General features: G+C 68.4%; 12 protein-coding genes, 1 tRNA gene and 1 pseudogene. 6 read left to right on the top strand and 8 right to left on the bottom strand.

The genetic code is table 11. The annotated features are described in order from the left end of the window. The 5 genes from AX685_RS00760 to nusG form a co-directional block, all read left to right on the top strand. On the top strand, positions 1-1,960 hold a 1,960-nt coding region (locus tag AX685_RS00760), incomplete at its 5' end, for a putative bifunctional diguanylate cyclase/phosphodiesterase (RefSeq protein WP_156445576.1). A 68-nt stretch (positions 1,961-2,028) separates the two neighbouring features. Continuing rightward, positions 2,029-2,104: transfer RNA gene (locus AX685_RS00755), tRNA-Trp, on the top strand. A 162-nt stretch (positions 2,105-2,266) separates the two neighbouring features. After that, on the top strand, positions 2,267-2,512 hold the full coding sequence (locus tag AX685_RS00750; RefSeq protein ID WP_066484358.1) for a hypothetical protein: 246 nt from the start codon (positions 2,267-2,269) through the stop codon (positions 2,510-2,512). A gap of 231 nt (positions 2,513-2,743) precedes the next feature. Next, a complete protein-coding gene (gene secE / locus AX685_RS00745) occupies positions 2,744-2,941 on the top strand; it encodes a preprotein translocase subunit SecE (protein WP_066484356.1) in 198 nt (65 codons plus the stop codon). A gap of 19 nt (positions 2,942-2,960) precedes the next feature. Then, positions 2,961-3,497 (top strand): transcription termination/antitermination protein NusG, encoded by a 537-nt coding sequence (nusG, locus tag AX685_RS00740; RefSeq protein ID WP_066484352.1) that lies wholly within the window; start codon positions 2,961-2,963, stop codon positions 3,495-3,497. A gap of 87 nt (positions 3,498-3,584) precedes the next feature. Here nusG and AX685_RS00735 read toward each other — a convergent pair whose 3' ends face one another. Beyond that, positions 3,585-4,667, bottom strand: coding sequence for a fatty acid desaturase family protein (locus AX685_RS00735; protein ID WP_066484362.1), 1,083 nt, complete (start codon positions 4,665-4,667; stop codon positions 3,585-3,587). A gap of 119 nt (positions 4,668-4,786) precedes the next feature. Here AX685_RS00735 and AX685_RS00730 point away from each other — a divergent pair, with 119 nt between their 5' ends. After that, the gene (locus AX685_RS00730) at positions 4,787-5,938 is read left to right on the top strand and encodes an N-acetyltransferase (RefSeq protein ID WP_096610170.1); all 1,152 of its coding nucleotides are present in this window, start codon (positions 4,787-4,789) and stop codon (positions 5,936-5,938) included. Between the two features lie 113 nt (positions 5,939-6,051). On the opposite strand, the gene AX685_RS00725 is transcribed toward AX685_RS00730, so the two are convergent. The 7 genes and pseudogenes from AX685_RS00725 to AX685_RS00695 all read right to left on the bottom strand — a co-directional run. Further along, positions 6,052-6,333, bottom strand: coding sequence for a hypothetical protein (locus AX685_RS00725; protein ID WP_066484349.1), 282 nt, complete (start codon positions 6,331-6,333; stop codon positions 6,052-6,054). A 155-nt stretch (positions 6,334-6,488) separates the two neighbouring features. Further along, positions 6,489-7,304, bottom strand: coding sequence for a transporter (locus AX685_RS00720; protein WP_066484347.1), 816 nt, complete (start codon positions 7,302-7,304; stop codon positions 6,489-6,491). Continuing rightward, positions 7,301-8,071, bottom strand: a complete 771-nt coding sequence (xth, locus tag AX685_RS00715; protein WP_066484341.1) for an exodeoxyribonuclease III — start codon at positions 8,069-8,071, stop codon at positions 7,301-7,303. Before xth ends, AX685_RS00720 begins: the two co-directional genes overlap by 4 nt. Before the next feature lie 42 nt (positions 8,072-8,113). Then, a complete protein-coding gene (erpA, locus tag AX685_RS00710) occupies positions 8,114-8,458 on the bottom strand; it encodes an iron-sulfur cluster insertion protein ErpA (protein ID WP_066484340.1) in 345 nt (114 codons plus the stop codon). A gap of 93 nt (positions 8,459-8,551) precedes the next feature. Next, positions 8,552-9,274 carry a M23 family metallopeptidase gene (locus tag AX685_RS00705; protein WP_066484339.1) on the bottom strand — a complete coding sequence of 241 codons (723 nt, stop codon included), beginning with the start codon at positions 9,272-9,274 and terminating at the stop codon, positions 8,552-8,554. A gap of 241 nt (positions 9,275-9,515) precedes the next feature. Then, positions 9,516-9,965, bottom strand: coding sequence for a peroxiredoxin (locus tag AX685_RS00700; RefSeq protein ID WP_066484338.1), 450 nt, complete (start codon positions 9,963-9,965; stop codon positions 9,516-9,518). Beyond that, positions 9,944-11,133 (bottom strand): annotated as a pseudogene (locus AX685_RS00695) (glutamine-synthetase adenylyltransferase); the annotation flags it as partial. The gene AX685_RS00700 and the pseudogene AX685_RS00695, both read right to left, overlap by 22 nt.

Below are 11,133 nucleotides of genomic sequence, written 5' to 3'. Positions count from 1 at the left end.
GGGCACGACGGTTCCCATGCTGTGGACGTTCGTCTGCGCGCTGGCGCTCGCCATCGCCGCGGTGCGGCTGGCGGCGCTGACGCTCGGCTTCGTTGCGGCGGCGGTCGCCGGCGCGGCGGTGCCGCTGTGGGCCGCGGCGGGGCCGGTCGCGGGCCTGGCCGCGCTGTCGATCCCGCTGCTGGCCGCCGCGATCGCGGTCGCGCGCGCGCAGGCGCTGTTCGCCGCCGAACGGAGCGCACAGCAGCTGGCGGAATGCGACGCCACCGTCCGTCTGGCGCTGCACGAATTCGATCCCGATCATGCCGACTGGCTGTGGGAAACCGATGCCGCGCGCCGCATCGTCCGGGTCAATGCGCGCTTTGCGGAAGCCTGCGCGCGCGATCCGGCGGAGATCGAGGGCGTACCGCTGCTTCAGCTGCTTGCCGGTCCGTCCTGGGACAGCGGCGCCTTTCACGCCGGGCTGCGCCAGCTGGCCGACCGGTTGAAGAACCGCGACAGCTTCCATGGCATCGCCGTCCCGGTGCTGGCCGGCGGGCAGCAACGCTGGTGGACGATCGCGGCCACCCCGCGCCACGACGCCGACGGGCATTTCGCGGGCTTCCGCGGCATCGCCTCCGACGTCACCGAACAGCAGGTGTCGACCGAAAAGGTCCATCGCATGGCGCGGTTCGATACGCTGACCGGCCTGCCCAACCGTCTGTTCGTCAACGAATCGCTCGGCCACGCGCTGGTCGATGCAGAACGGCGCGGCATCCGCTGCGCGTTCATGATGATCGACCTCGACCGGTTCAAGGCGGTCAACGACACGCTCGGCCATCCGGTCGGCGATCGGCTGCTGGAGCGCGTCTCGCGCCGGCTGACCGGGTTGATGAGCGAGAATGAGTTCATCGGGCGGCTGGGCGGTGACGAATTTGCGGTGGTCGTGCGCGACGCCAGCGATCCGCAGCGCGTCGAGCAGCTGGCCCATGCGATCATCGACACGCTGTCGCGTCCCTACGAGGTCGATCAGCACACGCTGTTCATCGGCGCCTCGGTGGGCGTCGCCACCCACCCGCGCGACGGCCGCGCTGCCGAAACGCTGATCCGGTCCGCCGATCTCGCGCTCTACCGGTCGAAGGATCGCGGCGGCGGGGTGTTCCACGCCTACGAACCGCAGCTTCATGCCGAGGCGGAGGAGCGCCGCATCCTGGAACTGGCGCTGCGCAAGGCGCTGGAACGCGACGAATTTCACCTCAACTACCAGCCAGTCGTCGACGCGCGCACCGGCAACCTGCGCGGGTTCGAGGCGCTGCTGCGCTGGCAGCATCCCGAACTGGGGCTGATCCCGCCCAATCGCTTCATCGGAATTGCTGAGGAAACCCGCCTGATCGGTGCGATCGGCGAATGGGTGGTCCGCACCGCCTGTATGGAGGCGGCGCGCTGGCCCGCGCCGATGCGCATCGCGGTGAACGTGTCGCCCGAACAGCTGCACCAGCCGCAGTTCCTGAACATCGTCGCCACGGCGCTGGCGGACAGCGGCCTGATGCCGTCGCGGCTGGAGCTGGAGGTGACCGAAAGCGTGTTCCTGCGCGAGGGCCTGGGCGCGACCAAGGTGCTGGAGAAGATCCAGGCACTGGGCGTCGGCCTCAGTCTCGACGATTTCGGCACCGGCTATTCCTCGCTCGGCTATCTCGGCCGCACGCGCTTCACCTCGATCAAGATCGACCGCAGCTTCGTGCGCAACGCGGCGAGCGGAACCGCCGAGGCGGTCGCGATCATCCGCGCCGTCGTGGCGATGGCCGACAGCCTGGGCATGGCCACCACCGCCGAGGGCGTGGAGACAGCGCGCGAGCTGGAGATGGTGCAGCAACTGGGCTGCACCTGTATCCAGGGCTTCTACTTCGGTCGCCCGCTGGCGGTGGCCGATGCACGTGCGCTGGCGCTGCGCAGCGGCCAGGCCACGACCAGCGCGGTCGCCTGATCGCACGCGGCCGTGCGCGACGCCGCGCTTGACTCGCGTCCGGCGTGCGGCCATGTGCCCGCCCACACAGGAGTGTAGCTCAGTTGGTAGAGCATCGGTCTCCAAAACCGAGGGCCGTGGGTTCGAGTCCCTCCACTCCTGCCACTATATCCTGACCCGGATGCGACATGGCGGCGGCGCCCCGGCCGGGCGGCCCTTCGCGCCTCGATGAAAATTCCGTCCATCCTGGAACATTTTGGGATAGGCGATGTTACCGAATGGCGTTGCCGCGTGTTGGGGGCGCTAGTTTCTAAGGGAGCCACTTTTATGCGTAACATCCTGGCCGGCGTGACCGCGCTCAGCCTGATCGCCGCCCCGACCATGGCGTCGGCAGCCCCTGCCGCTTCGAACCCGGCTGCCAGCCTGTCGGTCGCCAAGTCGCGCGCCGCGACCCCTTCGGCGAAGAAGAGCGAGTTGGGTGGCGCGGGCATCTTCGGCGCGATCATCCTGGCGGGCGTCGCCGCGATCGGCGTCATCGCGGTCGTCAACGACGACGATTCCGACAGCAACTGATCGGACGCGACGCGCGCGAAGGCGTGCTGATGGGACGGGGCCGGGCGGCGACGCCCGGCCCTTTGTCGTTGCGGCGGACCTGGCGGATCGCGCGCGGGGCGCGCTTGCCTTTTCCGCGCGACGATCCTATGTCCGCCGACACATCCGACAGCGCGGACGGTTCATCACCTTTTCCCTTCCGGGGACAAGGTGGCGGACCTATGCCGGGTCACCATTGCAAGGCTCCACCACGTGGCGAAGACTTCACCGCTGGAATTCATCAATCAGGTTCGCGCCGAAACCGCGAAGGTCGTGTGGCCGACCGGTCGCGAAACCGTGATGACGGGCGTGATGGTCGTCATCATGACGACGATCCTGGCGCTCTTCTTCCTGGGCGTTGATTCGATGTTCAACGCGGTGGTCAAGCTGCTGCTCAGCCTGGCGCAGTAAGGACGGGAATTTCAGTACGATGGCGCGCTGGTACATCATCCACGCCTATTCCGGGTTCGAGGGCAAGGTCCGCGACTCGATCATGTCCGAGGCCGCCCGCATGGGTCTGGAGCAGCTGGTCGAGCAGATCGAGGTTCCGACCGAAACCGTGACCGAGGCCCGCCGCGGCAAGAAGGTGTCGGTCGAGCGCAAGTTCATGCCCGGCTACGTCCTGGCCAAGCTGAACATGAACGACGACGTCTATCACCTCGTCAAGAACACGCCGAAGGTGACCGGTTTCCTGGGTTCGTCGGGCAAGCCGCAGGCGATTTCCGAGGCGGAAGCCGCGCGGATGCTCCAGTCGAAGGAGGAAACCGCCGCCGCGCCGAAGACCAAGGTCAAGGTCGATTACGAGATCGGCGACGCGGTCAAGGTGCTGGAAGGCCCCTTCGCCAGCTTCAACGGCACGGTCGAGGAACTCGATTTCGACAAGAGCAAGGTCAAGGTGTCGGTCAGCATCTTCGGCCGCGCCACCCCGGTCGAGCTGGACTTCGAACAGGTCGAACGCAGCAAGTAACCGCCACCGTCCCTGGACGGCGTAGGACAGCAAAAGGCCCGCGGATCGGCATGATCCGCGGGCCTTTTTGTCGTCGACGACGGGCGATCAGCGCGGCCGCAGCGTCGCGATCGTCAGCTTGCTCACCAGCCCCGGCAGCCCGGTATAGTTCGCCTTGTAATAGGGCGAGCCCGGCTCCAGCACTGCGGACAGGCGGCGGTGCGCCTCGCCCAGCGCGTGGTAGGGCACGCCCGGCAGCAGATGATGCAGCGCGTGGTAGCGCAGCCCGATCGGCGCCCACAGCGCCGGCAGCAGCGCCGGCGGCGGTACGTTGACCGAATCGAGATACTGCGCGGTCACCGTCATCACCTCGCCCTCATTTTCCCACAGATGCGCCACCAGCGTGCGCACCTGGTTGATGAGCGCGACGCCCGACCCGACCAGCACGAACGCCACGAACGCCTTCAGCGGCAGCACGCCCGTCGCGGCCGCGCCGATCAGCGCGATCGCCCATACGCTCGTCACCGCTTCCCACAGCGTCCAGCGCGTGCGCTCCTCGCCCGTCGGCATCCGGCGCCGGAACGACGGGTTGATCGACAGCGCCGAGTAACGCGCCACCACCGCCTCGCGCAGCGGCCGGATCAGCGCCGACAGCGGCGCCAGGATCGCGAAGCGGATCAGCAGGCCGATCGGCGCCAGCAGCGACACGATCACGAACACCGGCAGCGTCCACGGCTTCATCAGCGCCAGCGGCAGATATTCGGGATCTTCCGACGTGCCGTAGCGGGTCCGCGCGTGATGCAAGTTGTGCACCCCTTCGTACATGAACGACGGGATCATCATCGGCACGCCGATCAGCAGGTTCCAGCCGGTGCGGAACCCCGGCAGCGCGCTGTGCTTCACGTGCGTCAGTTCGTGGATCATGCTCATGCCGCGATACAGCGCCAGCATCGAGACCAGCCCGGCCAGGATCGCCCAGCCGGTGGACGGGGTCATCACCGCCGCCGCCAGCGCGCCATAGCCGACCAGCGCCGACACGATCAGGTCGGCCCAGTAGATACGCGGATCGGGGCGGACCAGATCGCGGGTCAGATCGGCGGCAGCCTTCAGCATCGCCCGGTCGTCGGCGATCGCGACGCGCGCGGGCGATGCCCCGGCCGACGTGCGATCCATGGTAAGCGAGGTCGTCATGACATTGTCCATTGCCCGAACATAGTGGCGACACGGTGGCCATCACAGGGGGGCGGCGCTCCGCGCCGGTGCAAATGCTCACTCGCCATGATCGACACAGGCGTTTATCCAGCGGCGCCATGAGCCAGCTGACCATCACCCCCGTCACCACCAAGGCGCAGCGCAAGACCTTCGTCGATCTGCCATTTCGGCTGTATCGCGACGATCCCAACTGGGTGCCGCCGCTCAAGGGCGAGTCGCTGGGGCTGATCACGCCGGAGAAGAACGGCTGGTACAGCCATGCCGAGGCGCAGCTGTTCCTGGCGTATCGCGACGGTGCGGTGGTCGGGCGCATCTCCGCGCATATCGACACGCTGGCGGCGACGATGGACCCGGCGCAGGGCTTCGGTCCCGACGTCGGCCAATGGGGCCTGATGGAGGCGGAGGACGAAACCGTCTTCACCGCGCTGATGGCGGCGGCGGCCGACTGGCTGCGCGCCAAGGGGAAGGTGCGGGCGCTCGGCCCGATCTCGCAGTCGATCTGGGAAGAACCCGGGCTGCTGATCGAGGGGTACGATCACCCCCCCACGGTGATGATGGGCCATGCCAGGCCCGAATATCGCGGCTGGATCGAGCGCGCCGGGCACCGCCCGGTCAAGCAGCTCAAGACCTACGAACTCGATATCACGCAGGAATTCCCGCCGATCGTGAAGCGAATCATCCGTTCGGGCGAGAACAATCCGAAGATCGTCGTGCGCCAGGTCGACAAGCGCCGGTTCGAGGAGGAAGCCGCGATCATCCTCGATATCCTGAACGATGCCTGGTCGGACAATTGGGGCTTCATCCCGCTCACCCCGCCGGAGATCAAGGACGTCGGCGTCAAGCTGAAGCCGATCGTGTTCAACGACCTGATCCGCATCGCGGAGATCGAGGGCAAGCCGGTCGCGTTCATGATCACCCTGCCCGACCTGAACGAGGCGATCGCGCCGCTGAACGGCAATCTCCTGCCCTTCGGCTGGGCAAAGCTGCTGCTGTGGCTGCGCAAGCCGCGCGTGCGGACGATGCGCGTGCCGTTGATGGGGGTGCGCAAGGAATTGCAGTCCTCGCGCATCGCCAGCCAGCTGGCCTTCATGATGATCGAGGCGATCCGCAAGGCGTCGGTCGAACATTACGGCGCGTCGCGCGGCGAGATTGGCTGGATTCTCGACGACAACCAGGGGATGAATTCGATCGCCACCGCGATCGAAAGTCACGTCAACAAGGTCTATCAGATCTACGAATGCGATCTGTAAGCGGCGCCGACGCGGCCGTCACCGGGAACAGCATCGCCAGCGCGACGCCGATCACCTGGTGACGCCGGCCGGCAGCGCGGCCGGCGTCACAATGTGACCCTCTGTCCATCGCGCTACAGGTTGCTGGGCACGTTGACGCCCACCAGCTTCCAGTCGGCGCGGGTACGGCAGCTGCGCGTCGCGATCCGGCTGCCGGTCGATTCCATGTCGTAGCAATAGAGCGTGTTCTTCGCGCGCTTCTTCGGCGTGGCAGTGGCGACCGGCGCGCTGTCGCTGGTGGTGGAGGCGGCGGTCGCAGCGACATCGGCGGGCTTCTCGACGCCTGGCTCCGCCTGGGCAGCCGGCGCGATCGCGACCAGTGAGGCGAGGATGGCGGCGGTGAACATGGTCTTCATGGCGTGTCTCCCTTATCCCGTCGGCGGGACACCGGAGGCATTGCACGCCGCGTGCCAGTTAAAATAACGAAGCAATTACAGATGCTTGGTCGAAATATGGCAGGTGTATTACCGCCTTATACCACCAACTATCGGCGCGATCCGCCGATGGTTGGTCAGAACGCCACCGCACCGCCCAGCACCACCCGCGCATCCGGCGCGGCATCGTTCAGTCCACCGACCAGCAGCAGGTCGATCTGCGTCCGCTTGGTCGGCTGCCACGCCAGCGACACCGCCGCCAGCGTCTGCGTCGTCGCGCCCGTCGGATCGTCGTCACGCTCGGCGGACAGCTCCGCCACCGCCGTCACCGCATCGCTCAGCGCATAGCCCAGGCCCACCACGCCGCTGACGTCCACATGCCGCCCGTGGCGATCCTGATCGGCCTTTGCCGCCGCCTGCCCGGTGAAGTCGATGCTCCAGCGATCGTCGATCTCGTAATAGACCGGCAGCACCATCCCCGCCGACCAGTCCCCCGCGCCGATCGCCTGCCCGCCGACCGGCAGCGTGACATAAGGCTGCACCGCCGCCGACAGCCCCTTGCCGTCGGGGTGGCTCAGCGCGCCGCGGAACCCCAGTGTCACGTCGCCGGTGCCGCCGATCCGCGATGCCGCGCCGGTCGCCAGGGCGCGCGTGCGCACCGCGCCATAGGGCGTCCAGCCGATCTGCACCTCCGCGTTGCGGCTGACGCCGATGCGCGCCACGACGTCGCCGTACAACAGCGTATCGGATTGCGCGCCGTCCTTCCGGTCGCGGGTCCAGTCCACGCCCGACATCTCGACCTGCACCTGCCCCGGCAGCGTGGTGCACCCGCTCGCGCCCAGCGACGGGCGGTTGGGGCAGAAACGCACGTCGCCGTCGTCGCCCCCGCTCTGCGCCGCCGCGGGCAGCGCCACCACCAGCGCCAGCGGCGACAGGATCGCCAGCCGCCTCATCGCAGCCGCACCCAGGTGGGGGCATGATCGCTGGCCTTCTCGCGCCCGCGATACGCCTTGTCGACTCCCGCCTCGATCAGTCGGTCGGCGACCGCGGGGCTGAGCAGCAGGTGGTCGATGCGGAAGCCCGCATCACGCTGCCACGCGCCCGCCTGATAATCCCAGAACGTCCAGATGCCGCCGTTCGGGTGCCGCGCGCGCAGCGCGTCGGTCCACCCCTGTGCCACCAGCCGGCGGTATCCCGCACGGCTTTCGGGCTGCATCAGCGCGTCGCTGGCCATCGCCTTCACTGAAAAGACGTCGTCGTCATTGGGGATGACATTATAGTCGCCTGCCAGGATCGTCGGCCGCTCCTCGGCCAGCAGCACCGCGGCGCGCTGCGTCAGCCGCTCGATCCAGCGCAGCTTATAGTCGAACTTCGGCCCCGGCTGCGGATTGCCGTTGGGCAGATAGATCGACGCGATCGTCAGCCCGAACACCTCGCATTCCAGATAGCGGCTGTGCTCATCCTCCGGCTCTCCCTCCAGCCCGCGCTGCCGTTCGACCGGATCGACTCCGCGCGCCAGCACGGCGACGCCGTTGAACCCCTTCTGCCCATGCCAGACGGCGCCATAGCCGGCGGCGCGGACGTCGGCCTCGGGAAAGGTGTCGTCGCTGGATTTCAGCTCCTGAAGACATACCACATCGGGCTGTTCTTCCTGGAGATACTCGATCAGCCGCGGCAGCCGCGCCTTGATCCCGTTGACGTTGTAGCTGACGATCTTCACCCGCCTGTCCTACCAAGCCGGACGGCGGCGTCGAGCCTCAAATCATACCGAGAAGCTGGTGCCGCATCCGCACCCGCTGGCGGCATTGGGGTTGTCGACCTTGAACGACGCGCCGCCCAGCGATTCGATGTAATCGACGCTTGCCCCGCGAACCAGGTCGAGACTGATATCGTCCACCACCAGCCGCACCCCGTCGGTTTCGACCACCACGTCCGCCGCCTCCGGCGCGTCCGCGAAACCGAACTTGTACTGGAAACCCGAACATCCCCCGCCCTCCACCGACAGGCGCAGGATCGCGGGCTTGTTCTGTCGCGCGGCGATGGCGGCAACGCGCGCCGCGGCGGCGGGGGTCAGGGCGATATCGGAAGCGGGAGCAAGCGTGGCCATGCGCGAAAGATAGGCGCGCGCGTGCCAAACGGAAAGGGCCGACGGACCCGTCAGGGTGCCGCCGGCCCTTCCCCGTAGAACCGGGTAAAAGCGTCAGTCCTGCGGCGCAGGGCCGGTGGTGGACACCGGGATCTGCCCGACCGCGCGATCCTGCGCGGCCAGCAGATAGTCGGCGGTGGTCAGGAACGGCGCCGGGTTCACCGCATGGCCGTCGATCCGCACTTCGTAATGGAGGTGCGATCCGGTCGAACGGCCGGTCGAGCCCATCAGGCCGATCAGCTGCCCGCGGGTCACGCGGGTGTTGTCCGCGACCAGGATCTTCGACAGATGGCCATAACGGGTCGCGATGCCGCGGCCGTGGTTCACCTCGATCATGTTGCCGTAACCGCCCTGGCGCCCGGCGTGTGAGATGACGCCATCGGCGGTCGCGTAGATCGGCGTGCCGACCGGACCGGGAATATCGACCCCGGAATGCATCGCCGCGGTGCCGCGGAACGGATCGGTGCGGATGCCGAAATTGCTGGTGAACTGGAGCTTCTGGACCGGCTGGACCGAGGGGATCGCGATGCCGCCCTGCTGCATCCCGCCGTCCAGCTTCTTCCAGCTCATGAACAGCGACCGGAACTGCTGGTCCGCCGCCATGTCGCGCCGCGCCTCGATGCTGCCGGTTTCGACCAGCGGCCCACCGACCGCGGCGGGCGCCGCGCCGGTCGGTTCGGCCCGCGCCGGCAGGATGGCGATCGCGGTGGCGGCAACGGCGGCCATGCCACCCAGGCGGGCGAGCAGGCGAGCAGGCAGGCGAGAAGAAGCGGTCATCGAACCCCAGCGAAGATCATGATGCCGTCGGAGCCACTGCCCGCCGGCTTCCCCTTTTGTCGTCCGTGTCCGGAAGAACGTCCCCCGCTCTTCGGATGACGCTGTCTGGCCGGGAAAGGGTTAACGGGGCAATAGGATGACGCCCGCCGCGCGGCCAACCGCCGTGGCCGCGCGGCGAGCCGTTGAATCGCGAAGCTGAACGCAGCCTTTCCGACGCAAACGATCGCCGAGGGCGCGCAACTCAGCTGCGTTCGGTCGCCGCCGCCAACACCGCCTCGGCATGACCGGGCACCTTCACCTTGCGCCATTCGCGCACCAGCCGGCCGTCGTCGCCGAACAGGAAGGTCGCGCGCTCGATCCCCATATAGGTCTTGCCGTACAGCTGCTTCTCGCCCCACACGCCGAACGCCTCGGTGACGCTGCCGTCCAGATCGGCGCCCAGCGCCACGGTCAGCCCGTGCTTGGCGGTGAAGCGCGCGTGCTTATCCACCGTGTCGCGCGAAACGCCGATCACGGTCACGCCCGCCGCCGCGAAGCGATCCGCCAGCGCGGAGAAATCCTGCGCCTCGCGCGTGCAGCCCGGCGTGTCGTCCTTGGGATAGAAATACACCACCAGCGGGCGCGGCAGATCGGCCAGCCGCAGCGGCTGCCCGCCCGCATCGGTGACGGTCACGTCGGGGAGGATGTCCATTCCACGCTCTCCTGCCATTGCGCGGCGACGCTCTCGCGCACCTGCGCCAGCGTGGCAAGCACCGTATCCCAGTCGGGCAGCGTCAGCGCGCGCGCGATCAGCGCCCGCGTCGCCGCCGCCGCGGGTTCCTGCGCATCGGGTGCGACCAGCCGCACCGTCACCAGCAACCGCGTCAGCAGGTCGTGCGCCGCGCGCATCGTCGCGGGCATCGCGTCCTCCCCGATCAACGCATCGATCGCGCGCGCCAGATGCGGGTCGAACCCGGTCCGCCGCGTCAACTGCGTGACGTGCACCGCGAATTCCAGGTCGACCAGCCCGCCGGGCAGCAGCTTGGCATCCAGCGGCCCGTGCGGTGGCTTGTGCCGCGCCATATCCGCGCGCATCGCATGGGCATCGGCGGCGATGTCGCGATCGGGCCGCGCGCCACGCAGCACCGCGGCGACGATCGCATCGAGCGCATCCCGCGCCGCAGGCGATCCGAACACCGGGCGCGCGCGGGTCAGCGCCATATGCTCCCACGTCCACGCATCCTCGCGCTGGTAGCGCGCGAAACTGTCGAGCGTGACGACCAGCGGCCCCTGCGCGCCTGACGGCCGCAACCGCGTGTCGACCGAATAGAGCGGCCCGGCGGCGGTCGGCACCGACAGCGCCGCCGTCACCCGCTGCGCCAGCCGGCTGAAGTACAGCGTCGCGCCCAGCGGCTTGGCGCCGTCGGATTCGGCGGTGAAATCGCCGGTGAACAGATAGATGAGATCGAGGTCGGACGCATGGGTCAGCGCCGCGCCGCCCATCCGCCCCAGCGCCAGGATGACCAGCTCGCCGCCCGGCACGCGACCGTGAACGCGCGCGAACTCCTCGGTCGCGGCGCCCGCCAGCGTCTCGATCGCCGCCTGCGCCACGCGGGCATAGCCGGCCGCCACGTCCAGTGGATCGGCCGCGCCCGCGACGATCTGCACCCCCAGCGCGAACCTCTTGTCCCCGACGACGCGGCGAACATGGTCCAGGAGCGCCTGATAATCCGCCCCCGCCTCCGCCGCGCGCATCTCCGCGGCCAGGTCCGCGACCGTCCCCACCGGCGCCAGCGCGCTCGCGTCGATCAACCCGTCCAGCAGGTCGGGGCGCCGCGCCAGTTCGTCGGCCAGCGTCGGCGCATGGCTCAGCACCTCGG

This window comes from Sphingomonas sp. CCH9-F2 (genome assembly GCF_001556735.1).
In the GTDB taxonomy this organism is placed as follows: domain Bacteria; phylum Pseudomonadota; class Alphaproteobacteria; order Sphingomonadales; family Sphingomonadaceae; genus Sphingomonas; species Sphingomonas ginsenosidimutans.
The sequence above is the reverse complement of the archived record's forward strand: the minus strand, read 5'-3'. Positions and strand labels throughout refer to the sequence as shown.

Coding starts and splice junctions, on each gene's coding strand:
- AX685_RS00750 (WP_066484358.1), top strand. CDS start 2,267: ATGCGTAACATCCTGGCCGGCGTGACCGCGCTCAGCCTGATCGCCGCC.
- nusG (WP_066484352.1), top strand. CDS start 2,961: ATGGCGCGCTGGTACATCATCCACGCCTATTCCGGGTTCGAGGGCAAG.
- AX685_RS00735 (WP_066484362.1), bottom strand. CDS start 4,667: ATGACGACCTCGCTTACCATGGATCGCACGTCGGCCGGGGCATCGCCC.
- AX685_RS00730 (WP_096610170.1), top strand. CDS start 4,787: ATGAGCCAGCTGACCATCACCCCCGTCACCACCAAGGCGCAGCGCAAG.
- AX685_RS00725 (WP_066484349.1), bottom strand. CDS start 6,333: ATGAAGACCATGTTCACCGCCGCCATCCTCGCCTCACTGGTCGCGATC.
- AX685_RS00720 (WP_066484347.1), bottom strand. CDS start 7,304: ATGAGGCGGCTGGCGATCCTGTCGCCGCTGGCGCTGGTGGTGGCGCTG.
- erpA (WP_066484340.1), bottom strand. CDS start 8,458: ATGGCCACGCTTGCTCCCGCTTCCGATATCGCCCTGACCCCCGCCGCC.
- AX685_RS00705 (WP_066484339.1), bottom strand. CDS start 9,274: ATGACCGCTTCTTCTCGCCTGCCTGCTCGCCTGCTCGCCCGCCTGGGT.
- AX685_RS00700 (WP_066484338.1), bottom strand. CDS start 9,965: ATGGACATCCTCCCCGACGTGACCGTCACCGATGCGGGCGGGCAGCCG.